The following is a 26450-nucleotide window of genomic DNA, read 5'->3' as shown; positions in this document are numbered from 1 at the left end:
CGTTGATCTGCTATTCGGCCAATTTGCGCCGCGAGTGCTCGGTCGGATAGGGTGATGCCGACTTTACCTCTTCCATTACGATGTAGCTGCGTGACTCCTGAATACCAGGCAAAGTCGAGATAATCTCCCCTAGGGTATAGCGATATTCCGACATATCGGTCAAGCGCAGCTTCAGTAAGTAGTCGGACGAACCTGAGATCAGATGACATTCCAATAGATTGGGAATACCTTGCGCAGCCTTACGGAAGTCGTCAAAAGCTTGGTTAGATTGATAACGCAGACTGACTTCCAAAAAAACCAGCAGATTTAAGCCCAGCGCCGCCGGGTTAATGTCAGCGTGATAGCCGACAATCACCCCGGCATCTTCCAGCCGCCTCACACGCTCTAAACACGGAGTAGTCGACAGCCCCACTTCCGCCGCTAAGTCCGTGTAGGAAATACGACCATCACGTTGCAGCACATCGATGATGTTCAAATCTATGGTATCCAGCTCACGACTGGGCTTTTTTACAATACGCATGATCAGCGCTTATCCTTTTTGTAATGCATCTAAAGCCTCACGAAACGGCATACCTCGAGCTTCCGCAACTTCCGCATAGGTTACTTCACCACGGTACACATTCAGCCCATTGCGCAGGTGCGTATTGTCCAACAGCGCTTGCTGCGCGCCTTTATTGGCCAGTTGTAACACAAAGGGCAAGGTGGCGTTATTCAGCGCCTGTGTGGCCGTGCGCGCCACACCACCGGGCATATTGGCGACACAGTAGTGCACCACCCCGTCTACAACGTAAGTCGGCTCGCTGTGCGTGGTCGGCTTCGAAGTTTCCATGCAACCCCCTTGGTCGATGGCGACATCCACAACGACACTGCCTGCCGCCATGGTTTTGATCATTTCACGGGTGATCAATTTAGGGGCTGCGGCACCAGGAATGAGTACGGCACCGATCACCAGGTCGGAATGCACCACACTGCTTTCCAAGGCTTCACGGGTTGAGAACAGGGTGGTAATGCGGTTGCTGTAAACCTGATCTAAACGCCGCAATACATCCATACTGCGGTCCAACACAGTCACCTGTGCTCCCATGCCGACTGCGATGGCGAGCGCATTTTGCCCCACCACACCACCACCGACAATAGTCACCTTGGCGGGTGCCACGCCCGGTACACCGCCCAATAGCATTCCACTGCCACCCATGGATTTTTCCAAACAGTGTGCGCCCGCTTGCACGGCCATACGCCCCGCCACTTCCGACATGGGCGCCAACAAAGGCAAGCGCCCATGCACATCGGTGACAGTTTCATAAGCTATGCAGGTCGCCCCACTGTCCATCAGGCCTTTTAGCTGCGGCGCATCGGGTGCCAGATGCAAGTAGGTAAACAGCACATGATGCGGACGCAATAGGGCACGCTCTTCGGCTTGCGGCTCCTTTACTTTAACGATCATCTCGGCACGCTCGAACACATCCGACGCCTGCTGCACAATAGTCGCCCCAACCGCCTCATAGTCCTCATTGCTGTAGCCGATCGCCGCACCGGCGTCGTTCTCGACAAAGACCTGATGACCTGCCACCGTCAACTCGCGCACTGCCGCTGGGATCAGCCCAACACGGTATTCGTGATTCTTGATTTCTTTCGGGACACCGACATACATAAACGCTCCTCCACAAGTTTTTATTGTTATTCATAAGGTGCAGTATAGTCAGGTCTGCTAGGGCCGTGTGGCCTGCTGATGGAATTACCTGAACAGCGTTTGCACACTAAAACTGACAGTGCGTGCAATGGTGGAGAGTGTCGCAGCTAAGTTCTATACTGTTAGGTCTAACCCTGGTTAACACGATGGCAAGCCTTTGCTGACGCCTAAACACAATGATTCGCTGCAAGCCGTGCAGGCTGGCTTAATCGTCAGCCACCGACGTTCACTGATGCGCCTTATGCTGGTGCTGGCTACCCTGGCTCTGTCCGGTTTTGCCCTGCTCAATTTGGCCACCGGGCGTTTTCTGCTTGGATTCGTTGAATTGCTGGCCGCATCAGCCATCGCCTACAGTTTAGTTCGGTTCCGTCAGGCCAAAAAGCTCCAGCTGTGGACCTTTGGGCTCTTAATACCGCTGTTTTTAATAATCTCGCTGTCAATCGTCGTACCTGACGCCACCACGACCTCCTTCGTCTGGGTGATGATCATGCCCGTTTTGTCCTACTTGCTTCTGGGGCGACTGAAAGGCTTTCTGCTGGCCGCACCCTTTATGGTGCTCTGCGGTTTTTATTATGTATTCTTTCGCTTTGAAGCGACACATGGCCTAAACAGCATCATCGCGTTGGTTAACCCTGTCCTCTGTGGCTTGCTCATTTTGGTATTTATGCACGTCTATGAACACAGCCGCGCACGCGCTTACGACATGTTGATTCGCCTCGCGGCCACCGACCCGCTGACCGGGTTGGACAACCGCGGCCGCTTTCAACAACGACTGAATCAGTGCATTGCCGAAGCCACGCGGCGCAAAGACAGTTTTGCGCTGGTGCTTCTCGACATCGATCATTTCAAGCGCGTCAATGACACCTACGGGCATGACGCCGGAGATGAAGCCTTGCGCTATTTGAGTGAACGTTTGCTCAAACGCCTGCGCTCAACCGACATCGTTGCCCGGCTGGGTGGCGAGGAATTTGCGGTTATTTTGAAGGATGTGGATGCCTCAACCGCTCGGCAGCTGACCGAAGAATTACGTTTAGCGCTGGACGAGAGCCACCTCAGCTACCAAAGCCATGATATACATCTGACGGCGACCTTCGGCGTCGCTTTATGGCCACAGGACGCACAGCTACCTAATCAGCTTTACCAAGTAGCTGATCGTCGACTGTATACCGGTAAACACCTAGGGCGCAATCGCACCATCGACAATGACGATGTCATTATCGCAGCAGACGAGCCCATGACAGGCTCATCTGCTCTGTAGCCACTGATCTCGGTTATTTTACCGTGACCCGCGCGATCTTCTTCTTGCCCGCCTGAATCAAATACTCACCGGCTGCCAGTTTGTGCTCAGCACTCACAACTTCCCAGTCCACCTTAACGCGCCCGTTTTTCAGCATATCACGCGTTTGAGCTGCATTGACTGCCAGCCCGGCACGATTTACCACCATAGAAATCGGCAACTCAGCAGAGCCTTCCAATTCGACAGTCACTTCTGGCGTGCCTTCCGGGATCTCGCCTTCGCGCACGATATTGCCAGCGCCTTTATGCGCATTTTCAGCGGCTTCTTCACCGTGGAAACGTGCCACCAGCTCACGCGCTAAGAGAATCTTAATATCGCGTGGGTTGGCACCGTTCGCGACATCCTTTTGTAACTGCTCGATCTCATCCATCGAACGGAAACTCAGCAGCTCAAAGTAACGCCACATCATGGAATCTGGCAACGAGACCAGCTTGGAGTACATCACCCCAGGCGCTTCTGTGATACCGACATAGTTACCGAGCGATTTCGACATCTTGTTGACGCCATCGAGGCCTTCCAACAAGGGGACCGTGATAACCACCTGTGGCTCTTGTTTCCAATGCCGTTGTAAGTCACGCGCCACCAGTAAGTTGAACTTCTGATCGGTGCCACCCAGCTCAATATCCGCTTGCAAGGCCACCGAGTCATAGCCCTGCACCAGTGGGTACAGAAATTCATGGATGGCGATGGGCTGCTCACTGCGGAAACGCTTATTGAAGTCATCGCGTTCCAACATACGTGCAACCGAATATTGCGCCGCCAGCTCAATCATCTGCACGGATGACATCTTATTCATCCATTCGCTGTTGAATGCCACGATGGTCTTTTCCGGATCAAGTATCTTGAATACTTGCTCCTGGTACGTGCGCGCATTTTCTGCCACCTGCTCAGGCGTCAGTGGTGGTCGTGTGGTGCTTTTACCTGTTGGATCACCGATCATGCCAGTGAAGTCCCCAATCAGGAAAATAACCTCGTGCCCCAAATCCTGAAACTGTCGCATCTTATTGATCAGCACGGTATGACCTAAGTGGAGGTCCGGCGCGGTCGGGTCAAAGCCCGCCTTTACCCGCAACTTCTTACCACTTCGTAATTTGTCCACCAATTCGTCTTCCACCAAAATCTCGGCGGTGCCGCGCTTTATCAGCGCTAATGACTCTTCTAAACTGGGCATGTAACCGGGTATCCCTATTTGTAATTAAGCATGCGTGCAGTATACCATCCTGTGCGCTGCTTCTTAAAATGAGTATTTGCTAAGTGCAAAGACAAGGACAGTGCTATAAGCAGCGGTTATACTGCCTCACATCGAATAACGGGTTAATTTTGTTTTGATCACAATAATTAAACGAACACCTATCTTTCACCGCATTGCAATCGGCGTCTGTTCGATTCTGGTATTGGTCATGGCGGTATGGCCTGCCGCTGAACCTCGTCGCGTACAAATTGAACTGGCATCAGTGGCGCTACCTGAACACTCAACGGACGACTTATTGTCTGAAGCGATCGCTGTCAGTGACTTTGAAGTTGGAGAAGACTGGCGAGCGGATGTTTTATCCTTTGAGGTAGAGCCTGGCGACACACTGTCGCATGTTTTTGACCGGGCAAAGATCTCTCCGACGTCTCTATTCCGCATGCTGGCGTCCGATCGCACACTGGAACGCCGCTTGGTGCGATTGCAGCCGGGCAACGTGTTTGAGTTCACAGTACTTGACGATACGGTAACTGCCTTTACGCTGCACACGAGCCGTCTTGGTGGTGTACGTGTTGAACTGAACGATGACTTTACTGTGGGCAATTGGGAAGAGTACGCGCTTGAGCCAACCCGCGTGGCACGCTGGGCAACCGGCACCATCAATGCGTCACTGTTCCTCGCCGGTCGCGATGCCGGCCTGAGTGACACTATGACCATGAACTTGGCGCAGTTGTTTGGCTGGGATGTGGATTTCGCGCTGGACATTCGCCAAGGCGACGAGTTTGCCGTGATCTACGAAGAACTGTATGCCGATGGCGAATTCATAGGGGAGGGCCGCATATTAGCCGCAAGCTTTGTCAATCAGGGTAATGAATTTCATGCCATTCGCTATACCGACCATCGCGGACACACCGAATATTACGACGCCGAAGGGCGCAGTGTGCGCAAAGCGTTCCTGCGCACACCACTGGAATTTGCTCGCATCTCCTCACATTTTAATCCGAACCGCCGCCACCCGATACTGAACACCATTCGCGCTCATCGAGGCACCGACTATGCAGCACCTACTGGCACGCCGATTTGGGCCGCAGGTGAAGGCCGCGTAGTAGAAGCACGCAATAATGGCGGGTACGGCAATGTAGTGGTGATCCAGCATGGCCAAGGCATTCGCACCCTGTATGCACACATGAGCCGTTTCGCCAATGGTATCCGCCCTGGCGTCAATGTGCGCCAAGGCCAGGTCATTGGTTATGTCGGTATGACTGGCGCTGCAACCGGCCCTCACTTGCACTATGAGTTCTTGGTGAATGGCGTCCACGTAAACCCAGTTACGGTGCGCTTACCCGATGCACAGCCAGTGCACAGCGAGTCGCGGGCAGACTATCAAGCCTATGCACAAACCATGATGGCGCACCTTCAATCTGCCCGTAACAGTATGGCCAGCGCAGAAGGCGCCATGCAGCTTGATTAATGCAAACCCGACGCATAAAAAAGCCGCTCTTTAGGAGCGGCTTTTTTGTATCTTTCGCCAACGACTTTAAACGCCGAAGGATGACCCACAACCACAGGTTGTCGACGCAACGGGATTTGTTACCACGAAGCGCGCACCTTGCAAGCCCTCGGTGTAATCGACCACAGACCCTTCGAGATACTGATAACTCAGCGCATCGACCAGAAAAGTTGCCCCCTCTGCTTCGATCACTGCATCATCTTCTGCGACCTCTTCGTCGAAGGTAAAGCCATACTGAAACCCAGCACAGCCCCCTCCGGTAACGAACACCCGAAGCTTCAGATAGTCATTATCTTCTTCCGCTACCAACTGCCGGACCTTGTCCACAGCGGCAGGCGTCACTGATATATCTATATTGGACACAGTACGACCTCACATGAACCTGTCGGATTATTGAATATCCGAGCGTTTTGGTCAAGTATTAGTCGTCGTAGAGGCACCGCTCTCTTTGCTGCCAAAAGGTGTTGCTGGTTTATTCGGCTGGCTATTCGCCGTCCCGGTAGCGGCAAATGCCGCTGGCTTATTGCCTTCGGTTTTCGCATCTACCTTGCTGTCTTTCTTAGCGTCTTCAACATTAACATCCAACGCCACGGCAGGCTTTTTCTTGCCTTTCGGCTCTTCACCGCTGTGCAGCAACTTACCGTTGACGCGCGCGCCCATTACCATTTCCATCATGGCGTAGTAAACGTCACCGAATACGGCGGCTTTCTTTGCCAATTCAACGTGCTCAAAAGAATGGACATCACCATGCACTTCACCATTGATGATCACGTGCGGCGCACGTATCTCACCATTCACAACACCCTTATCACTGATACGCACAACCGCGCCGCTGCCTGGCTCAGCAATGATATTTCCCGTGACGGTGCCATCAATGTGCAAGCCACCGGCTAACTTAATGTCACCAACCACTTCCGCTTTAGACGAAATCAGGGTGGTGTCGAAATTACCTACTTTTTTTTCATTGCCGAACATCATTCTTCTCCAATAACTTGCCAGTCGATCTCAAGATCGCGCGTGGCTGACCTGTTGCCTATGGCTTGCGCCACTATCCTCACCTGCGTCGGCCTAAACCCTGCAGGGAATTGAATTTCGCCGCGTACATCCTGGAAATAACGGTAGCGGAACCGTATGTCCACTCGGTCGATATCAGGTGACACGTCCTGTAGGGCGTAGACCACCTTGTCTCCGTTTTCCGTCTCACCAATGATGTTCACCCCAACGTACCCTTCCAGAAAGGTACCGTCACTGCCCGCATGGGTCAGCATCAACAGGAAGCGGTAACGATCAGGGCCAATACGCTGGGCAGAAAATTCTTCCACCAGCAATCCAGTTGAATTATCGCCGGGCGCCATGATACCACGATACAGACGGACTTCCTGCTCCACGGCTGCTATTTCATCGCGTAAACGCCGATTCGTCTGACGCACACTTTCCGCCGCTGCACGGTCTACTTCAGCACCTTTCTCAAGAATTACCGTACGCTGGCGCAAGTTTAAAATGGTGCGTTCCAACTCGAGCACTTCAGCGGTTAGGCTGTTCACACGCTCGGTAGTAAAGCGGCCTTTTTCAAAGCCTTCACTGCGACCAAATAAAAAAGCACCGACGACCAAGCTGACAATGACGACAACTGACGTTATTCGAGTCAGGAACAGACGCCACGGGCGATGAACTACAACGACCAGCTTTTCCTGTGGGCTACCGTGTACACGGGCCATACCACTTCTCCTCAGGACCTAGATGCCATCTGCCATCCCAGCTCCGGCTTTGCATAGGGCGTACAGCCAAGTGCTTGCGTGCACGCCAATTATCCCCCTATCATACTGTGCTTTTTCTTCGCCTGCCAACTTCCTGACCAAGGGGTAACCTTGGCAGCGCAGCCGCTACCACTCACAGTGTCATCCGGGAGCCGAAATGACCTATTTAATACTGAAATCCTTCCACATCATTGCGGTCATTGCGTGGTTTGCCGGCCTATTCTATCTACCGAGACTGTTTGTCTATCATGCCCAAAGCTCCGACCAGATCAGCCATGAACGTTTTGTGACTATGGAACGTAAGCTCTACCGTGGCATCATGACACCATCGATGCTGATTACCTTAGCATTGGGGATCTGGATGCTGTTTGAAATGCCGTTCTGGCTTTCTCAGGGCTGGATGCACGCCAAGCTGGCATTGGTGGCGATCTTGGTGATTTATCACCACGCTTGCCTGTACCATCTCAAGCGTTTTGCGCGCGGCGAAAATACCCGTGGGCATGTGTATTTCCGCTGGTTTAACGAGGTGCCACTGCTGCCGTTGATCGGCATTGTGCTCTTGGTGGTGATTAAGCCGTTTTAAATCCGCCAGGCAAAAAAAAAGCTAACCACCCTGCGGGTGATTAGCGAGAGACTACCTATCAACTAGACTGCCCTTGCCTGACAAGGACGATGTCATCATAGGGCGGGGACTGGCCAGCGTTAAGGTGGGAAAGGGGTCGATTTTCGCTCAATCGCACGCATCCACCCTCCCCTCCCAATGACTCAATTGACCAGACTTTCACCCTTGCTGATGGCCTCCCGGCGATTACGCACACCGAGCTTCTTGTACAGATTATTGATGTGTGTCTTCACTGTTGAAATGGCGATAAACATTACGCTGGCAATCTCTTCATTGCTGCGCCCGGCCAGTATGTGCTTGTACACCCGCCATTCTTTCTTAGACACACCCGCTGCTAGCAAGGCATCCGGGATGTGTTCGCCACCTGGCTTGTCGGTGGTGTTGCGCTGACGGTTCAAGGTTAAGAGCTGGTCGGCGTATTTCGCGACCTCGGGCGCAAAGACCTGAGTACGCATCAGGCGCTCAACGATGGGCATCAACCACTGGCGCAAGAACAGCCAACTCGCGACCAACTGCAACTCTGCTGCCTGCGGAAGCAACTTGCGTACCTGTGCTTCGGCGTGGTCATGGTCTCCGGCTATATCGGTCACGGCGGCCTTTAACAACCCCATGCGCACTGCTTCCACGGTAAACTTCATCGCCTCGGCATGCTGTATGGCGTTTTTCAATTTACGCCGGGCCAGCGCATAATCCTCGGTTGCAGCAAGCCCATAGGCCTCGGCGCGCAACAGCATGAAATCTTTTACGCTGCTGTATTCGGTTACTTCCGGCTTGGCTTTCAACCAGGTCTTAATTTTCTTCAAGTCGCCGTTCTGCCACCACCATTGCAACTGCACTTCGAGACTGTAGGGCATCAGGATGTCAGCGGTGTATTCGCGGCTCAAAATCTGTTCGTGCTCCACGGCCAATTCGCGCGCCACGGTGGGCTTGCCTTTGAGCATTTCGCACTTCAGAAGCCAGCCTTGCAGATGCAGTTGCCAGTAGTCGTCCCAAGTCTCACACAGGTTCTGGATACGATGGATCAGCTGCTTGGCCTCACGCAGGTGATACTCTTCCAGCGCCAACTCAGCCTGATTGATGTACGAAAACACCACATTAAAGCCGTAACGTACGCCCTTTTCACCGGCGTAATTCATGACTTCACGCGACAGTTCTGCCGAGCGCACAAAGTCACCCAGATTTTTCCAAATAATGGCCTGCTGGTTCAGCGCCCACAGCACAGCATCGTAGTTGCCTTCCTGACGGCTCAGCAACTCACTTTCTTCGTAAATCTCGAGCGCTGCGTTGATATCGCCCTGTTCAAACAACACATTGGCTAGAATTAATAAGGCACTCTGCCGGCGAATGCTGTCCTTGGCGTATTTCTCAAGGGCTTGACGTGCATAGTCGCTGGCCTTCTGATACTCCAAGCGCGAAAAGGCAGCTTGCGCATTGACGGTCAGCATTTCGCCACGCAAGTGGTCGCGCGTCGCTTCCGGTTCAGCGTCGATCAAATGCTCGGCACGCGCAATGAAGAGCTCAACAAAGGGCGCATCACCGAAGATCGCCTCTACCCAACAACGCACCAAGACCAAGTTCGCGTCTTGCAAAATCTCTTCTTCGGTCAGTTCGGCCAAACAACGGCGCACTAAATCATAGTGTGCTTTGTGGATCAGTTCGTTGCCGTGCTGACGCACAATGTAGGTAATCTGCTCCTTGTCGCCTGATTTGATGGCGTGATCCACTGCGCCGACCACATAGCCAAGCTCCAGAAAAGCCGAACTGGCTTTGCTGTGCAGGCTCTGCACGTCTTCACCATAGGTCAACAGCAGCTTATGGCTTAAAAATTCATGCAGTAAATGGTGATAGCGATACCAGTTCTTAGGTTCGTTGAACTGCACGATAAACAGGTGATGGCGCTTCAGGTAATCCAAGGTTTCATGCACATTAACGTCGGGGCACAAAGCGGCGGCGACTTCGACGTTAAAACGTTTCACGATGGAGGTATTGAGCAAGAAGGTTTTCACGTCCGGCGGCAAGCCATCGAATAGTTCAGAATCAAAATAATCGATGATGTTGAGGTTTTTCTGACTCAACCCCTCGCCGATGTCCATCAAGGCCGGGTTTTGTTTCAGCCCCATGACGATCAACTGTAAGCCAACGGCCCAACCTTCGATGCGCTCAAGTATGGTTTGCGCTTGCTCTTCGGATACTTCGGTACCGCTAAACTCTTGGAGAAAAGCACGCGCCTCCGATAAATCAAACGCTAGAGCTTCTTCGGTCAGCTCCGCGACCAACCCCTGCAAGCGTAAGCTGATGATGTTAGCGGGCGGTTCAGCGCGCGTGGTGATCACCAGCTTGATGTGCGCTGGTAAATGCTTCACAAAGTAAGCCAACGCCGTGTGAATCTCTTCGTTTTCAATCAGATGGTAGTCGTCGATGACCAGCATGATTTCATCATCGATTTGGTCCAGCTCAAACAGCAACTGGCCCATCAAGGCACGGATATGCCCAGCACGGTGGCCCACGCCATGGCTCACCAGCGGTTCGCTGAGATCCACACGCTTCTGAATGGCGGCTATTAAATAGGCCGCGAACGTGGACGGATCATCGTCTTCCGGATCTAGCGACAGCCAGCACAATGACGTTTCCGGATGCAGATCTGCGTAGGCATAATAGCCGTAAAGTGCCGCCACTGTTTTGCCAAAGCCGGCCGGAGCCTTCAAAATGACCAGTGGTGTTTCGCAGGCAGCAACGAAAAGTGACTCGACCCGTGACCGGTCTACCGTATTCGTGGGCAGTTTGGGTACCGATATCTTCGACGGGACGATAAAGTGCTGAGCGATGACATCCCCCATGAAGCAACACCTTAACTATTCTTATGTATGATTAATCGTTGGCCAGTTTACCACTGAATACCCGCGAGGTTGCAACAGCGATACTTAAATCCCTCTTAAAACGTTAACATTGTACAAACTTTCGCTTAAATCAGGAGTTATTCCATGAGTCAATCCACCGAACTGTTCCAACGCGCCCAGACCGTAATCCCCGGCGGCGTCAATTCACCGGTGCGGGCGTTCAAAAGCGTGGGTGGGCAGCCGGTGTTTTTCGATCATGGCGAAGGCGCTCACCTGCACGACGTGAATGGCAAGACGTACATTGATTACGTTCTGTCTTTCGGACCGCTGATTCTTGGCCATGGTGCCAAGCCCATCTTGGACGCCATTCGCACCCAGCTCGACAAAGCCATCACCTTTGGCGCACCGACCGCATTAGAAGTGGAAATGGCGTTCAAGCTCACCGAACTGGTGCCGTCAATGGACATGGTGCGCATGGTCAATTCCGGTACCGAAGCCACCATGTCGGCGATTCGCGTCGCGCGCGGTTATACCGGTCGTGATTTGATCGTGAAGTTTGAAGGCTGCTACCACGGCCACGCCGATGGCCTGTTGGTGAAGGCGGGTTCTGGCTTACTGACCCTAGGCGAGCCTACCTCGCCCGGTGTGCCGGCTGATTTTGCCAAGCACACCGCGACCCTGCCCTACAACGACATCGCAGCGTTAGAAACCTTCTTTGCCGCCAAAGGCAGCGAAATCGCTACCGTTATCGTTGAACCAGTAGCGGGCAATATGAACTGCATTCCGCCTGCCCCCGGCTTCTTGGCCGCCTTGCGCCGTTTGTGTACCGAGCATGGCACCGTGTTGATCTTTGATGAAGTGATGAGCGGCTTCCGTGCCGCCTTGGGTGGCGCACAAGCGCTGTACGACGTGACTCCCGACATGACCTGTCTCGGCAAGGTGGTTGGCGGTGGCATGCCGGTAGGCGCCTTTGGTGGTAAACGGGAAATCATGGAGTGTTTGGCCCCCGTTGGTCCGGTCTATCAAGCGGGCACGTTGTCTGGCAACCCGATTGCCATGGCTGCAGGCTTAGCCATGATGCAGGAAATCACCCAGCCAGGCTTCTACGACCGTTTAACCGCCAGCACCACACGCTTGTTGGATGGATTGAAACAAGCGGCACAAGACGCAGGCATCGGCCTGACGACGAATCAGGCGGGCAGCATGTTTGGGTTTTTCTTTACGGATGAACCGGAGATTACGCGCTTTGAGCAAGTCATGGCCTGTGACGTACCGCGTTTCAATAAGTTCTTCCATTTGATGCTGGAAGACGGCGTGTATTTAGCACCTTCGAGTTTTGAGGCGGGATTTATGTCTTCAGCACACACTGACGCTGATATCGAGCACACCATTGCTGCGGCAGCGCGTGCGTTTGCGCAGTTGAAGTAAAGGTACAAAAACGGACGTTGGAGAGTAGTGGTGGCTGGGAGGGGGGGCGCCTTGGGGGGGTATGCCTCAAAGCGCGATCAAATGCGACAGCAATTGAGGCCGCCGCTAGGCGCCCGTAGGGCGAGAAAAATGCTTAAGCCTTTTTCTCGGTCACTCTCGGCCTGCCGTGGAGCGCTGGAGGCATACCCCCACGGAGTCCACTCTCTCTAACGCAGCAACAACATCGGCACCGTAGCACGGCTGATCATCTTGGTCGTGTTACTGCCCACTAAAAACTCGCGAATGCGTGAATGCCCGTAAGCACCCATCACCATTAAGTCGATTTGATGCGCTTCTTTGTAGCTGCGTAACGTCGCTTCTACTTCACCATCCAACAGTGTCGTTTGCACATCGAAGCCCGCGTCTTTCAGCACATCGTGCGCCCAAGCCAGTTGCTCGTGGCACTCAGACTTATCGGCACCCACTTTAACGACGTGGATTGGCAAGCCTTTGAGCAACGGGCTTTTCGCCAGCATCTCCATGCCTTTACGCATGGTTTCACTGCCATCGAACGCCACCATAACTTGCGTGGGTTCACGGTATTCGTCCACGGTGACGAGGATCGGGCGATGCAGCGTACGCACGACACTTTCAAGGTTACTGCCGACGTGATTGGCTGAAGGATGCTCGCCCTCGCGACCCAATACATACAGGCGCGTTTCATCTTGCACATCTTGCAAGGCTTCCACCAAGTCGCCATGCCGCTGGCGCGTCAGCGTACCCTGAAGACCGGCCTGTTCTGCCCGTTCTTGCGCCGCCGCCAACATCACCTTGCCTTGCTCCAAGGCTAAACGGTTACGTTGCTCATCCAGTGCGGTCAATTCTTCTAAGAGCGCTTCGCGCGCGCCCAGCCCGATACTGCCACTGAGGTTAGGCTCAATGGGGTATTCGGCATGGTCGAGCACGTGCAGAAAGGTCAACGGAGCCGACAGTCGTCGGGAAGACCAAGTAGCGTAGTCACACACAGACGGGGAGGAAGAGGAACCGTCAATACAGGCCATCACAAGTTCAGTCATTTGCTTTCTCCTTAACGGGCAATCTTGAATTCAGCTTACCCGTTTATAGCCGGGCTGAATACCGTCTTTGACAGGCAGTTCCCGGTAAGCCCGGGCACTGCCTTCCGTTTGGATTAGTGACCGCTGAGCAACTTGTCCAGCGCACCCGGCTTATCGTGTTCACCAAAGCGATCCACAATGGTTTCACTGGCTTCGTTTAGGCCAATAACTTCGACTTCCGTACCTTCACGGCGGAATTTCAAGACCACTTTGTCCAGTGCACCCACGGCGGTGATGTCCCAGAAGTGCGCGTGCGACAGATCAATAACAACCTTATCAATGGCTTCTCTGAAATCAAACGACGAGATGAACTTATCCGATGAAGAAAAGAACACCTGACCCACCACCAAGTAACGCCGCTCCGTGCCGGTGCTGTCCAACTCTTTCGAGACGTGCATGTAGTGACCGACTTTATTGGCGAAGAACATGGCCGCCAACAAGATGCCGACGAATACACCAATGGCCAGGTTGTGGGTATAGACCACCACGGCCACCGTCACCACCATGACGATATTGGTGCTCAACGGGTGCTTCTTTAAGTCAATCAGCGACGACCAGCTAAAGGTACCGATGGACACCATGATCATGACCGCCACCAAGGCGCCCATCGGAATTTGCGACACCCAAGGGCCCAGCGCGACGATCAGAAACAACAAGAACAAACCGGCCAATAACGTAGACAAGCGCGTACGACCGCCCGATTTGATGTTAATGATGGACTGACCAATCATCGCACAACCGGCCATGCCGCCGAAAAAGCCGGTCACCACGTTGGCATACCCTTGGCCCTTTGACTCACGGTTTTTATCACTGGGCGTATCGGTCAGATCATCAACAATGGTGGCCGTCATCATCGACTCCAGCAAGCCTACTACGGCCAAGGTGATGGAGTACGGAAAGATGATCTTCAGTGTTTCGAGGTTCAATGGAATATCAGGGATCAGGAACACCGGCAGCGTATCCGGCAGGTCACCCATGTCACCCACGGTGCGCAGATCCACACCGAAATAAATGGCTACAACCGTAAGCACGACCAAGGCGACCAAAGGTGATGGCACGGCCTTGGTTATGTATGGCAGACCATAGATGATGCCCAAGCCAGCCGCGATAAAGAGGATGACGGTCAGACTGAAATTCTCACCGGTAAACTCCGGCACCTGAGCCAAAAAGATCAAAATAGCCAATGCGTTCACAAAACCCGTGACCACCGAGCGCGAGACGAAGCGCATCAGGTTTGCCAATTTTAAATAACCGGCAATGATCTGCAAGATACCGGTCAGTACGGTGGCGGCCAGCAAGTATTCCAACCCGTGATCACGCACCAAGGTGACCATCACCAACGCCATGGCACCGGTCGCCGCCGAAATCATGCCGGGACGGCCGCCCATAAAGGCCGTGACGACCAGAATACAGAATGAGGCATATAAGCCTACTTTAGGGTCCACGCCCGCAATAATAGAGAAAGCGACGGCTTCAGGAATCAGCGCCAACGCCACGACCATAGCGGCGAGCACATCGCCACGTACATTAGAAAACCAGTTTGTTCGTACGGTTTGCCACATATTCATGTCTTCCACGGGGTTTATTCGAGTTTTGTTGCCGAACCCAGTCGGCGATATGGCGCCCAATGCCGAAGCTCACCTTCAACAAGTGAATGTCGTGTTCAACAAGGACCAAAAAAATGCGAGATCGCATCGTAACAGGGCACGATGACCGTCGTTTGACAGCGGTGCTCCATCCGCCACAGGGCAGAAGAAACCGATTAAATGTGAACGCTAGGGCGGCGTAGTGACCAAAGGATTCATCTCAATGGGTGTGTTATCCGAGAATTGCAGGAACAATGCCACGCGGGTAATACACAAGCGGCCCTGCAAAGGGATGGCGGATACTACAGCGTTAACACTTTTTTTACAAGGCTGTTACACACTGCAAAACCGATTAACGGATTCAGAGAGTCCACCTACCCACAATTATTAAGTTGCCTCCCGCAACGCTCATCCATGCAAGGTTTCGGTGCAAAACGGCTTTGCGCGGGCAAAAACAGACTTTTTTCGGTAAAAAATCGCTTATTCATTGAGCAATCATGGGAAATACGTACAATGCCCGTGCCCTTTTAATGACGGACCCGCTCCTGTGATCGACAATCTTCGTAATATCGCCATCATCGCCCACGTTGACCATGGTAAAACTACCCTCGTTGACAAACTGCTCCAACAATCCGGCACACTGGGCCGGAAAGACCAAGGCTCTGAGCGGGTCATGGACTCTAACGACCAGGAAAAAGAACGCGGCATCACCATTTTGGCCAAAAATACGGCCATTCGCTGGAACGACTACCGCATCAACATCGTCGACACCCCTGGACACGCCGACTTTGGCGGTGAAGTGGAACGTGTTATGTCGATGGTTGACTCAGTATTACTGCTGGTCGACGCGATGGATGGCCCGATGCCACAAACGCGCTTTGTAACGCAGAAGGCGTTCGAGCGCGGCCTGAAACCGATCGTTGTCATCAACAAGATTGACCGCCCCGGCGCGCGCCCTGACTGGGTACTGGATCAAGTATTCGACCTGTTCGATAACCTTGGCGCGACCGAAGAGCAGCTCGACTTCCCGGTCATCTATGCTTCAGCACTGAACGGTGTTGCGGGCATGGAAGCAGACAACATGGCAGAAGACATGACGCCATTGCTGCAACTGGTGGTCGACAAAGTACCTTGCCCGCAGGTTGACCCTGAAGGCCCGTTCCAGATGCAAATCTCAGCACTGGACTACAACAGCTATGTCGGCATCATCGGTATCGGCCGTGTAACCCGCGGTAAGATCACCCCAAACACGCCGATCAAGGCCGTTAGCGCCAAAGGCAAAGTGCGCAACGGTCGTATTTTGCAAGTCATGGGTCACCACGGTTTGGACCGCGTAGAAGTTGAACAAGCGGAAGCGGGTGACATCATCTGTATCACCGGTATGGACGAACTGTTCATTTCCGACACCCTGTGCAGCCCAGAAGCGCCTGAAGGCTTGCCGCCATTGACGGTTGACGAGCCAACTGTTTCGATGACCTTCCAAGTCAATGACTCACCGTTCGCCGGTAAAGAAGGCAAGTTCGTCACCAGCCGTAACATCCGTGAGCGTTTGGATCGTGAGCTGCTGAGTAACGTTGCCCTACGCGTTGAAGAAGGCGACACGCCAGAGAAATTTAAAGTATCAGGCCGCGGCGAATTGCATTTGTCGGTACTGATCGAAAACATGCGCCGTGAAGGCTTTGAGCTGGCCGTAGGCCGCCCGCAAGTCGTCATCAAAGAAGTGGATGGCGTTAAGCAAGAGCCTTACGAGCAGGTTGTAGTGGACGTGGAAGAGCAGCACCAAGGTTCTGTTATGCAGGAACTGGGTGAGCGCCGCGCTGAGCTGAAGAACATGATTCCCGACGGCAAAGGTCGCGTGCGTCTGGACTTCATTATGCCGGCTCGCGGCTTGATCGGTTTCCGTTCATTGTTCATGACGTTGACCTCTGGCTCCGGCATCCTGACCAGTATTTTTGACCATTATGGCCCGATCAACCCGATCAACTCGGGTGAGCGCCAGAACGGTGTGCTGGTGTCCATGGTACAGGGTAAATCATTGGCCTACGCTTTGTTCACCTTGCAGGATCGTGGTCGTCTGTACATCGGCGCGAACGAAGAAGTATACGAAGGCATGGTGATTGGTCTGCACAGTCGTGACAACGACTTGGTGGTTAACCCAACCAAAGCCAAGCAGCTGACCAACGTCCGTGCCTCGGGTAAAGACGATGCCTTGTTGTTGACGCCTCCGGTCCGTATGACACTGGAACAGGCGCTTGAATTTATTCAGGACGACGAACTGGTTGAAGTGACGCCGAAGAGCATCCGCTTGCGGAAGAAAGAGCTGCAAGAAAGCGCGCGTCGCCGCACTGCGCGCAGCTAGTTCAAGCCATACCTAGTGCGGTTGATCTAAATCGTCTTCAAGGTGTAAAAGCCTCGGAGGCGACAATTTGGCTAGGCAAAAAAGCCCGATGAGGCGCAGTTTACTAATTGTAAATGAGCACTCATCGGGCTTTTTTAACACCGCCAAATTGAGAAAAAGAGGCTTTTAAGACCAACGGTCGCGATTGAAGGTAACACCGGCCAAACTAACCCCCGCATCTTTTAATGCCAGCTCAACGGTGCTCTTAATCACCATGGGGTCTTCCATCTGCAGGACTTCGTCGGCCAATTGGCGCGCCCAACCCAGATCAATTTCCCGCAGCATAGATTTAACTCGCAACAAACTGGCGCTGTTCATCGATAGGGTGTCATAACCCATCCCCACCAACAGCAATGCTCCCGCCGGGTCACCCGCCATTTCACCACAGATGGACACTGGCGTACCTTCTTCCGCCGCCACATCGACAATGTACTTCAGCGCAGTTAGGACCGCCGGATGGAAGCTACTGTACAGACCTGCCACGCGGGGATTGTTGCGATCTACCGCGAGCAAATACTGCGTGAGGTCGTTGGAACCTACCGATAGAAAGTCGACGCGTGACGCGTACGCTCGCGTCTGATAAACCGTTGCCGGTACCTCGATCATCATACCCAGCTCTGGCATGGTGACCGGCACATTCTCTTCCTGAAGCTCAAAGACTGCGCGGTAAATTAGGTGCAGGGCTTCATCAAGCTCGCTGACACTGGTGATCATGGGCAACATGATGCGCAGATTGTCCAACCCCTGGCTTGCGCGGATCATGGCGCGGATCTGCACAAGGAAGATCTCCGGGTGGTCGAGCGTGACGCGTATGCCACGCCAACCCAGGAAGGGGTTTTCTTCGTGTATCGGGAAGTACGGTAACGCCTTGTCGCCGCCGATATCCAGCGTCCGCATGGTCACAGGGCGCGGCGCAAAGGCTTCCAACTGCTGGCGATAAATCACCGCCTGTTCAGCTTCCGATGGGAACCGTTCCTGCATCATGAACGCGACTTCAGTACGGTACAGACCCACACCTTCAGCGCCACGATCTAAAGAGCGGTAAACGTCGGTCAACAACCCCGTATTCACCATTAAACAGATGCTGTGACCATCGGTGGTGGTGCTGGGTAAGTCTTTTTGTGTTTCGAGCTCCGCTTCAAAGGCCTTTTCTTCTTCGACAATTTCTTCGAAGTGACGTAAGCGCTCTTCAGTCAAGTTCACATAGACGTGACCGCGGTAGCCGTCGACCACCAACTTCTGGCCTTCGATTTGGCGATAGGGTAGATCGAGCACACCCATCACCGTCGGTATACCCATGGCGCGCGCTAGGATAGCAATGTGCGAATTCGATGAGCCTTGGATGGAAATAATACCCGCCAAACGAGACTCATCCACTTCACCCAAGATAGCCGGCGTCAGGTCTTCGCCGATAATGATGGCATCGTCGGGTATTTCACGAGGGCCGTTATCATCGGCGCGCAAGTAGCTGAGTACACGACGGCCCAAATCGCGAATGTCGGTCGCCCTCTCACGCAGATATGCATCTTCCATGTCGGAAAAGTGCTGGGAATATCCGTTAATGACTTGCGCCAGCGCACCCTCAGCCCACTCGCCGGTATCAATGACTTGCTGCACTTCAGCGCCGAGCGCCTGATCATCCAGCATATTGAGGTAGACGTCGAATAACGCCTGCTCTTCCGGCCGCAACTCGGAAGCCAACTTAGCACCAGCGCGGCGAATGTCGTTCTTGACCTGCTCCAGAGCCGTCTGCAGGCGCAATTTTTCGGCTGGGATGTCGTCCGTTCTGCGTGACGGAATTTCTTGCAGGTCTGCGGGAGGTACGACCAGAACCGCCGTTCCTATCGCCACACCGGTCGCGCCCGCGACGCCCTCAAAGCGGACATCAGTCTGGGTGACACCGGACAGGATACCGGTGAAATCCTGACCCGACGCCTCTGCGTGTGCGATGACACTGGCTAGCTGCGCGGAAATCGTCACCAAAAAGGCTTCTTCGCTCTCGTCAAAACGTCGGCGCTCGGGGCGCTGCGCAGTAATAACACCCAGTAGGCGCTTTTGGTGAATAATCGGGGCCGCCAAAAAAGCGTTAAAAGGCTCTTCACCCAGCGAGGAAACATAATGGTATGAAGGGTGATTAGGGGCATCTTCGAGGTTTATCGGCTCTTCGCGTTTACCCACCAGCGCGATAATACCTTCGTTAGTACCGAGGGAGACCTTGCCAACCTCCTGTTTATTCAAGCCTTCCGTAGCCATCAACACATAGCGGCGAGTCGCATCATCGAACAAGAAAATTGAGCAAACCTGTACCTCCATCGCATCGCGTACGCGCTCTACGATGATATTTAAGGCACTCTTCAGATCCCTCGCACTAGTAACTTCCTGTACGATCCGCTTCAGTGTGGTCAGCATGGTCAATAGTGTATCCCTTTAAATCTTTGGCTAACCGTGGCGCGAGCTCCGCTAACGCTTGTCGGTATACCTGCTTCTTAAATGACACCACCTGTGTCAGTGGATACCAGTAGCTCACCCATTGCCAGCCATCAAACTCCGGTGTATCGCCACTGGACACATTAACCTTCTGGTCGCGACAAGTCATGCGCAACAAGAACCATTTTTGCTTTTGGCCAATACACACAGGCAAACTGTTATGACGCATCAAGCGTTTGGGCAAGCGATACTTAAGCCAGCCCCGAGTACAGGCAATGACTTCCACATCATCGGGATTGAGCCCCACTTCTTCTTGTAACTCTCGATACAGGGCTTGTAGCGGCGTCTCATCGGCTCGAATGCCACCTTGTGGAAACTGCCAAGCATCTTGCCCGATACGCCGCGCCCATAATACCTGCCCCTCAGTGTTCGCCAGTATGATCCCGACGTTGGGGCGATAACCATCGACGTCGATCATGAGATCGTATCCAATAGGGTTTAATTAATAGGATTGTTTCACACTGCGGGCGTTTCAGGCAACTTGGGAACGCAATGATGGCCAGCCATGGCGGAAAAAGACCCTCCGCCAGCCGCTGCATCGCAATATTTACATGCACGAGGCAGGTGCTCCCAACCGCTTTCAATGGCATAATATCGGCCACACACTGGCCGGAATCGAACACCGTGAAATTAGCCATCTTTGACCTAGATAATACGCTGCTAGCAGGCGATAGCGACCATGCGTGGGGCGAATTTCTAGTAGCCAAAGGCATTGTGAGCAATGCCGATCATCGGCGTGCCAACGACCATTTCTACCAACAGTATGTCGCCGGCACATTGGACATTCACGAATATGTGGCCTTTGTCACCAAACCGCTGCAACAGTTGGCAGAGCAAGAGCGCAATGACTTACGTGCCGAGTTTGTGCAAGAGGTCGTTCAGCCTATGATCGCAGCCGGCGCACCTGCGTTACTGCAGCAACATCGCCTGCAAGGGCATGACCTACTGATCATTACGGCAACCAACCGGTTCGTTACCGCACCCATTGCCGACTTGCTGGATGTACCAAACCTGCTGGCCACCGACCTTGAGATGCGCGACGGTGAATTTACTGGTCGCATTGCCGGCACACCGGCCTTTCAGGCCGGCAAAATCTCACGTTTGCATGCATGGTTAGCAGAGCGTGACAAAGCCTACACTGAACACTATTTTTACAGCGACAGTCACAATGACCTTCCGTTACTGAAAGAAGTCGCGCACCCGGTTGCAGTTGATCCGGACGACGCCCTACTAGCCACTGCCGAGGAACTTGGATGGCCCGTTATCTCTTTACGCTAAGCGCCTTTGCTGGCACTGCCGTGTTGCTGGCAGGCTGCGCCCAAGACACCCCGGAAATACCAGATAGCACGGAAGGCGTAGTTGAGCAGGAAATGATTTCGCCGGTAGACCCCAGCATCTTGGCGTCCGGTGACGATGACCTATACCACTGGCAGTTTCAAAGCCTGCAGTCTTGCCAAAACGGCTATGCCTACTTTCAGGAAGCGGCCTTAGATGTAGTGCTCAGCACAGACCAGCTGCTGTCAACACCGAGCGCCGAGCACCTGAATACCGCGCAAACACGCTGGCGTGAAGCGGTCGAAGCGTGGGGGGCAGCTGATCTTTGCACGCAGAAACCGTTGCTAACAGACGGGCAAAGTAGCTTTGCTGATCGCTATCAACGGACGGCCGCGGCACCCGTGTTGCCGGGCTACATCGATGCCATACCAGGTTACAGCGATACTGGATTAGTCCATGACAATACCGTGGCGCTGAGCCTCGAAAGCTTGATTACCCAACACCAACTGAGCTTTGAAGAAGAGGTCGCACTTGGCCTGTACGCGTTGGAAGTTTTGTTATTCGGCGTTATGCCACGTGAGCCTTGGGACTTTAACAGCTCCGAAGGCGGCACGGACAGCATGTCACGCCGCGCCGCAATCTTACGCCTGGTTGCAGCAGACTTGCTGACGCAAGCTGAAATTTGGCAAGACCATTGGCCAGCTCGCGTTGCCAATATGCGCCAAACCTACTCGCCCACTTACGAATTAACCTGGTTGATAGATAACTGGGTGTTGGCGTTACAAAAAATTGGCCGGGCACAACAGGTACTGCGCAATGGCGACCCAGCCTTAAGCCTAAACGAGCAACACGATGCGTTGCGCTTTAAGGGTTCGCTAGAACACCTAGCGCTGTGGTGGCATAGTCCGGGCACCCTTGCCGTCATTGAAAAGCTCGACCTCGATACGAGTGCATGGACAGCTATCGATGTGGATCAGATGACTGTACACAACAGCACGGCGGCGGAATGGGAACGTTTAGGTAACGTCCTCACAACGCTCACTGCGCAACTGGCCCTATTGCGCCAGGAAGTCGAAAACCATTGGCACACTAAGGTGCAAGTACGCTGAGGCAAACCGCCATGACGACGTTGAATGAAGAGCAAATAAAGCACATCTTACAGGGCATCGTCATACCACCGCAGCCACAAATCATGGTGGATTTGCAGATGGAGCAATTGCACCCAGAGCCTGAAATTGATCGCATCGCCGAGCTTATCCGACAAGACGTAGGCCTTGCTGGCACCATGCTGAAAGTCGTCAACTCGCCGCTGTATGGCTTGAGCAACACCATCAATTCAGTGCATCAGGCGGTGATGCTGCTCGGCCTGAATACCGTGACCAACATAGTGAATGGATTGAGCATTAAGGGTGAGCTTAATGATCGGGAGATTATTGAGCTCAATCGTTTTTGGGACACAGCCATGGACATCGCCATCGTCAGCGCGTCCATCGCGAAGCAGGTGGGCTATGCCAACCCAGAAGAGGCATACAACCTCGGGTTGTTTCACAATGTAGGCATTGCTTTGATGCAAAAGCGCTTCGATAACTATTTTAGTGTGCTCGAGCATGCCTATTCAGGACAACATGAGCGCATCATTGACGCCGAAAATGAAGCGTTCAAAACCAATCACGCCGTAGTGGGCTACTATTGTGCACGCTCGTGGAACCAACCTTCACATTTAGCCGCCGTGATCGCCGACCATCACAACGTACAGCGCATGTTCGAGCAGAACGCGCAATCCACCGCACAAGCCAATACACTGGTTCTGCTCGCCATACTGAAGATGGCAGAGCATATGTGCGGCAACTACGCGGTATTGGGCAAGCAAGAGCGTGATCATGAGTGGGACGGGATCAGTGACTTGGTGCTGGATACGTTAGGGCTGAACGCGTACGAGATGGATACCATGAAGGTCATTTTTGACGAGCGCGGAATCAATATGCGGTATTGCTATTAGCGCTTTTTCGGCCAGAGGGCTGGCCTCCTACAGAAGCAGTGCTTCGCATGGCGCCCTATCGGAACTACACCGGGCCACCTAGGCAATAATCTTCAGACAGCATCCGTGCAGAGGGCTCCAGGGCGCACTTCCGTGTGCGCCCGTAAATCGCTTGCGAAGCAGTGCTTCGCATGGCCCTAGCGGGCCACCGCGATTTACCCCTTCATCGAGTCGAAGAATTCGCCGTTGGTTTTAGAGCCTTTCAGCTTATCCAACAAGAAGTCGATGGACTGAGTGTCTTCCATTTCCGCCAACAGTTTGCGCAGTATCCACAAACGCTGCAATTCGCTTGGCTTAACCAAACGCTCTTCACGACGGGTACCACTGCGGCGAATGTTAATGGCCGGGAAAGTGCGCTTCTCCGCGATCTTGCGATCCAGATGCACTTCCATATTACCCGTACCCTTAAACTCTTCGTAGATGACTTCGTCCATCTTAGAACCGGTATCAACCAACGCGGTTGCGATGATGGTCAATGAACCACCCTCTTCCAAATTCCGCGCCGCACCGAAGAAACGCTTAGGACGCTCAAGAGCATGGGCGTCCACACCACCGGTCAATACCTTACCGGATGATGGCACTACGGTGTTGTAAGCACGCGCCAAGCGAGTAATAGAATCCAGCAGGATAACCACGTCACGCTTATGCTCGGTCAGGCGCTTGGCCTTCTCAATCACCATCTCGGCAACCTGAACGTGGCGTGATGGCGGCTCGTCAAAGGTCGACGCTACCACTTCGCCGCGCACTGAACGCTGCATTTCGGTCACTTCTTCTGGACGTTCATCGATCAACAAAACGATCAGATCCACTTCCGGCGAGTTCTTCACAATCGCTTGCGCGATGTGCTGCAACATCAGCGTTTTACCAGCTTTTGGCGGGGCTACAATCAAACCACGCTGGCCTTTCCCGATCGGCGATACTAGGTCAAGAATACGGCCGGTTAAATCTTCAGTAGAGCCGTTACCGGCTTCTAAAGTTAAGCGTTCGTCGGGGAACAGCGGAGTCAGGTTTTCAAACAGGATTTTGTTGCGTGAGGATTCGTTATCTTCGCCATTGATGGTGTCGATTTTCAGCAAGGCGAAATATCGTTCGCCTTCTTTTGGCGGCCGAATCTTCCCGGCAATGGTGTCACCGGTACGCAAATTAAAGCGTCGTATCTGGCTCGGCGAGACATAAATGTCATCCGGACCGGCCAAGTAAGAACTGGTGGCCGAACGCAGGAAACCGAAGCCATCCTGCAGGATTTCCAACACTCCTTCGCCGTAAATGTCTTCGCCGCTCTTGGCGTGACGTTTGAGAATGGTAAATATCAGATCCTGCTTACGGGTGCGGGTTACGTTTTCAAGGCCCATGCCTTGTGCGATTTCAAGTAACTCCGGAACCGGCTTGGTTTTCAGCTCACTCAGATTCATAGGAAAGACGTTTTAAGTTAATAAAAAGATAAATAGAAAAGGAAGTTTTTTCTCGGATGGGAGACGCAGGATCGGCGGGATCCTGATACAACTATAGTGGCAAAAATAAAGGGTGTCTATAGTCGTCGTACAAAAATGCCTGATTCACATCACTAACACAGTGTTTAATTCAGGATTTGTACCCTTGGAGCATAGCCGTCTTGGCTAGGGTATCGCGTTAACTGCTACCACCCTAGCAAGCCAGACGATTACAGACTGCTGTCGATAAACTCGATCAACTGAGACTTCGACAGAGCGCCAACTTTGGTGGCTGCCACATTACCGTTTTTAAAGATCATCAGCGTCGGGATACCACGAATACCATACTTTGGCGGTGTGGCCTGATTCTCATCAATGTTCAGTTTGGCAACGGTCAGCTTGTCAGCGTACTCAACCGCAACTTCTTCCAATACCGGCGCAATCATTTTGCAGGGACCACACCACTCAGCCCAATAATCCACCAATACTGGTTTGTCAGATTCCAGAACGTCGCTGCCGAACGAGTCGTCAGATACATTAACGATATGGTCACTCATAAAAAGTCCGATCCAAGTTAGAGGGTGCCGCTAAAAGCCTTTGAGGCCCCCTGAATGTGTTTCACAAAAGGAGCATGCAACGATAAGGGTTTTGCCTTTTGATTTCAAAGCATTCCTCTCCATTTGCGCGCAAAATTCATTTATAAGCTTGATAGCTTTTGTGCTGCCCACTTGGCGTAATACGTCAAGATGCCATCGGCACCCGCCCGCTTAAAGCACAGCAACGATTCCATAATGGCGTCTTCGCCCAACCAACCTTGCGCAATGGCCGCTTGCAGCATGGCGTATTCGCCACTGACTTGGTACACCATGGTAGGCATCTGGAATTGTTCTTTCACGCGGCGAACAACATCCAAGTACGGCATGCCCGGCTTGATCATCACCATATCGGCACCTTCAGCGATGTCCAGCGCGACTTCATGCAGCGCCTCGTCACCGTTCGCTGGATCCATCTGATAGGTGTGTTTATTGCCACCGGCCAAGTTTCCGGCCGACCCAACCGCGTCGCGAAATGGGCCATAGAAGGCTGACGCGTACTTGGCGGAATAAGCCATGATGCGTGTGTTCACGTGATCCATGTCTTCCAGGGCTTCACGCAAGGCGCCCACACGGCCATCCATCATATCGGATGGCGCCACGATATCCGCGCCCGCGTCCGCATGGGACAACGCCTGCTTAACCAGCACTTCTAATGTAACGTCATTGTCGACGTAACCAGTGGCATCCAAAATGCCGTCTTGACCGTGCGTAGTGAACGGATCCAGTGCAACGTCCGTCATCACCCCCAGCTCAGGCACTGCGGCCTTGATTGCCCGCACAGCACGTTGGGCCAACCCGTCGGGATTGTAGGCCTCTTCGGCCAACAACGACTTCGCCGACAAGGGCGTGACCGGAAACAGCGCCAGGACCGGTATGCCCAAGCCATGAATGATCTTAGCTTCTTCCACCAGTAAATCGATCGACAGGCGCTCGACACCGGGCATGGATGCCACAGGCTCACGCTGCCCCTCACCTTCCAGCACGAACATTGGGTAGATTAAGTCTGAGGCCTGCAAAGTGTTTTCACGCATAAGCGCGCGACTGAATGAGTCTTTACGCATACGACGAGGGCGGCTGGCGGGGTACTGCTGATACATTAAATCACCTGCGGACGTTAAATGACGGACGATAATGCACGATTATACGTGCATTCAACCCAGCACGCCCATGCCAAGCTGAAGATTTTAACACTGCCGCCGATACCCTTGCTAAGCCA

The 26450-nt window shown here is 53.3% G+C and carries 22 protein-coding genes; 8 read left to right on the top strand and 14 right to left on the bottom strand.

What is annotated here, in order from left to right:
* Positions 1 to 10 precede the first annotated feature (10 nt).
* Together NFC81_RS01270 and ald are read right to left on the bottom strand one after the other, a co-directional pair.
* Entirely contained in the window at positions 11 to 520 is a 510-nt protein-coding gene (locus NFC81_RS01270; RefSeq protein ID WP_304995725.1) for a winged helix-turn-helix transcriptional regulator, read from the bottom strand.
* A gap of 9 nt (positions 521 to 529) precedes the next feature.
* Positions 530 to 1651, bottom strand: a complete 1122-nt coding sequence (gene ald / locus NFC81_RS01265) for an alanine dehydrogenase (protein WP_304995724.1) — start codon at positions 1649 to 1651, stop codon at positions 530 to 532.
* Between the two features lie 196 nt (positions 1652 to 1847).
* Here ald and NFC81_RS01260 point away from each other — a divergent pair, with 196 nt between their 5' ends.
* Positions 1848 to 2948 carry a GGDEF domain-containing protein gene (locus NFC81_RS01260; protein ID WP_304995723.1) on the top strand — a complete coding sequence of 367 codons (1101 nt, stop codon included), beginning with the start codon at positions 1848 to 1850 and terminating at the stop codon, positions 2946 to 2948.
* A 13-nt stretch (positions 2949 to 2961) separates the two neighbouring features.
* On the opposite strand, the gene tyrS is transcribed toward NFC81_RS01260, so the two are convergent.
* A complete protein-coding gene (gene tyrS, locus NFC81_RS01255; protein WP_304995722.1) occupies positions 2962 to 4158 on the bottom strand; it encodes a tyrosine--tRNA ligase in 1197 nt (398 codons plus the stop codon).
* 229 nt (positions 4159 to 4387) lie between these two features.
* Between tyrS and NFC81_RS01250 the strand changes: the two genes are divergently transcribed.
* Positions 4388 to 5647, top strand: a complete 1260-nt coding sequence (locus tag NFC81_RS01250) for a peptidoglycan DD-metalloendopeptidase family protein (RefSeq protein ID WP_304995721.1) — start codon at positions 4388 to 4390, stop codon at positions 5645 to 5647.
* A gap of 66 nt (positions 5648 to 5713) precedes the next feature.
* Here NFC81_RS01250 and erpA read toward each other — a convergent pair whose 3' ends face one another.
* The 3 genes from erpA to NFC81_RS01235 are packed head-to-tail and all read right to left on the bottom strand — an operon-like array spanning position 5714 to position 7404.
* Positions 5714 to 6049, bottom strand: coding sequence for an iron-sulfur cluster insertion protein ErpA (erpA, locus tag NFC81_RS01245; protein WP_304995720.1), 336 nt, complete (start codon positions 6047 to 6049; stop codon positions 5714 to 5716).
* A gap of 51 nt (positions 6050 to 6100) precedes the next feature.
* Positions 6101 to 6664, bottom strand: a complete 564-nt coding sequence (locus NFC81_RS01240) for a polymer-forming cytoskeletal protein (protein WP_304995719.1) — start codon at positions 6662 to 6664, stop codon at positions 6101 to 6103.
* Positions 6661 to 7404 (bottom strand): DUF6776 family protein, encoded by a 744-nt coding sequence (locus NFC81_RS01235; RefSeq protein ID WP_304995718.1) that lies wholly within the window; start codon positions 7402 to 7404, stop codon positions 6661 to 6663. Before NFC81_RS01235 ends, NFC81_RS01240 begins: the two co-directional genes overlap by 4 nt.
* A gap of 196 nt (positions 7405 to 7600) precedes the next feature.
* Between NFC81_RS01235 and hemJ the strand changes: the two genes are divergently transcribed.
* Positions 7601 to 8026 carry a protoporphyrinogen oxidase HemJ gene (gene hemJ / locus NFC81_RS01230; protein ID WP_304995717.1) on the top strand — a complete coding sequence of 142 codons (426 nt, stop codon included), beginning with the start codon at positions 7601 to 7603 and terminating at the stop codon, positions 8024 to 8026.
* Between the two features lie 182 nt (positions 8027 to 8208).
* Here the strand turns inward: hemJ and NFC81_RS01225 are convergent, their stop codons facing one another.
* Positions 8209 to 10902 (bottom strand): LuxR C-terminal-related transcriptional regulator, encoded by a 2694-nt coding sequence (locus tag NFC81_RS01225; protein ID WP_304995716.1) that lies wholly within the window; start codon positions 10900 to 10902, stop codon positions 8209 to 8211.
* Between the two features lie 144 nt (positions 10903 to 11046).
* On the opposite strand from NFC81_RS01225, the gene hemL reads away from it, so the two are divergent.
* Positions 11047 to 12330: a glutamate-1-semialdehyde 2,1-aminomutase gene (hemL, locus tag NFC81_RS01220; RefSeq protein ID WP_304995715.1), complete on the top strand. Its 1284-nt coding sequence runs from the start codon at positions 11047 to 11049 to the stop codon at positions 12328 to 12330.
* Positions 12331 to 12536: 206 nt separating this feature from the next.
* On the opposite strand, the gene NFC81_RS01215 is transcribed toward hemL, so the two are convergent.
* On the bottom strand, positions 12537 to 13385 hold the full coding sequence (locus tag NFC81_RS01215; protein WP_304995714.1) for a universal stress protein: 849 nt from the start codon (positions 13383 to 13385) through the stop codon (positions 12537 to 12539).
* A 113-nt stretch (positions 13386 to 13498) separates the two neighbouring features.
* Complete coding sequence (locus NFC81_RS01210) at positions 13499 to 14986, bottom strand: SulP family inorganic anion transporter (protein WP_304995713.1); 1488 nt, start codon at positions 14984 to 14986, stop codon at positions 13499 to 13501.
* A 571-nt stretch (positions 14987 to 15557) separates the two neighbouring features.
* On the opposite strand from NFC81_RS01210, the gene typA reads away from it, so the two are divergent.
* Positions 15558 to 17369 carry a translational GTPase TypA gene (gene typA / locus NFC81_RS01205; protein ID WP_304995712.1) on the top strand — a complete coding sequence of 604 codons (1812 nt, stop codon included), beginning with the start codon at positions 15558 to 15560 and terminating at the stop codon, positions 17367 to 17369.
* A 165-nt stretch (positions 17370 to 17534) separates the two neighbouring features.
* On the opposite strand, the gene ptsP is transcribed toward typA, so the two are convergent.
* The gene (gene ptsP / locus NFC81_RS01200) at positions 17535 to 19817 is read right to left on the bottom strand and encodes a phosphoenolpyruvate--protein phosphotransferase (protein ID WP_304995711.1); all 2283 of its coding nucleotides are present in this window, start codon (positions 19815 to 19817) and stop codon (positions 17535 to 17537) included.
* Positions 19777 to 20313: an RNA pyrophosphohydrolase gene (locus NFC81_RS01195; RefSeq protein ID WP_304995710.1), complete on the bottom strand. Its 537-nt coding sequence runs from the start codon at positions 20311 to 20313 to the stop codon at positions 19777 to 19779. The genes ptsP and NFC81_RS01195 overlap by 41 nt, the downstream gene beginning before the upstream one ends.
* 206 nt (positions 20314 to 20519) lie before the next feature.
* Between NFC81_RS01195 and NFC81_RS01190 the strand changes: the two genes are divergently transcribed.
* Genes NFC81_RS01190 through NFC81_RS01180 form a run of 3 tightly spaced genes read left to right on the top strand, consistent with a single transcriptional unit; the run spans position 20520 to position 23169 of the window.
* The gene (locus tag NFC81_RS01190) at positions 20520 to 21173 is read left to right on the top strand and encodes an HAD family hydrolase (RefSeq protein ID WP_304995709.1); all 654 of its coding nucleotides are present in this window, start codon (positions 20520 to 20522) and stop codon (positions 21171 to 21173) included.
* The gene (locus NFC81_RS01185) at positions 21149 to 22279 is read left to right on the top strand and encodes an imelysin family protein (protein WP_304995708.1); all 1131 of its coding nucleotides are present in this window, start codon (positions 21149 to 21151) and stop codon (positions 22277 to 22279) included. Before NFC81_RS01190 ends, NFC81_RS01185 begins: the two co-directional genes overlap by 25 nt.
* Positions 22280 to 22290: 11 nt before the next feature.
* Positions 22291 to 23169 carry an HDOD domain-containing protein gene (locus NFC81_RS01180; protein ID WP_304995707.1) on the top strand — a complete coding sequence of 293 codons (879 nt, stop codon included), beginning with the start codon at positions 22291 to 22293 and terminating at the stop codon, positions 23167 to 23169.
* A 194-nt stretch (positions 23170 to 23363) separates the two neighbouring features.
* Here the strand turns inward: NFC81_RS01180 and rho are convergent, their stop codons facing one another.
* The 3 genes from rho to hemB all read right to left on the bottom strand — a co-directional run bounded on the left by rho (position 23364) and on the right by hemB (position 26331).
* Positions 23364 to 24620: a transcription termination factor Rho gene (rho, locus tag NFC81_RS01175; protein ID WP_304995706.1), complete on the bottom strand. Its 1257-nt coding sequence runs from the start codon at positions 24618 to 24620 to the stop codon at positions 23364 to 23366.
* Positions 24621 to 24868: 248 nt separating this feature from the next.
* On the bottom strand, positions 24869 to 25195 hold the full coding sequence (gene trxA / locus NFC81_RS01170; protein WP_304995705.1) for a thioredoxin TrxA: 327 nt from the start codon (positions 25193 to 25195) through the stop codon (positions 24869 to 24871).
* A gap of 140 nt (positions 25196 to 25335) precedes the next feature.
* On the bottom strand, positions 25336 to 26331 hold the full coding sequence (gene hemB / locus NFC81_RS01165; protein WP_304995704.1) for a porphobilinogen synthase: 996 nt from the start codon (positions 26329 to 26331) through the stop codon (positions 25336 to 25338).
* Between the last annotated feature and the right edge of the window lie 119 nt (positions 26332 to 26450).

This window comes from Salinispirillum sp. LH 10-3-1 (assembly GCF_030643825.1).
In the GTDB taxonomy this organism is placed as follows: Bacteria; Pseudomonadota; Gammaproteobacteria; order Pseudomonadales; family Natronospirillaceae; genus Salinispirillum.
The sequence above is the reverse complement of the archived record's forward strand: the minus strand, read 5'-3'. Positions and strand labels throughout refer to the sequence as shown.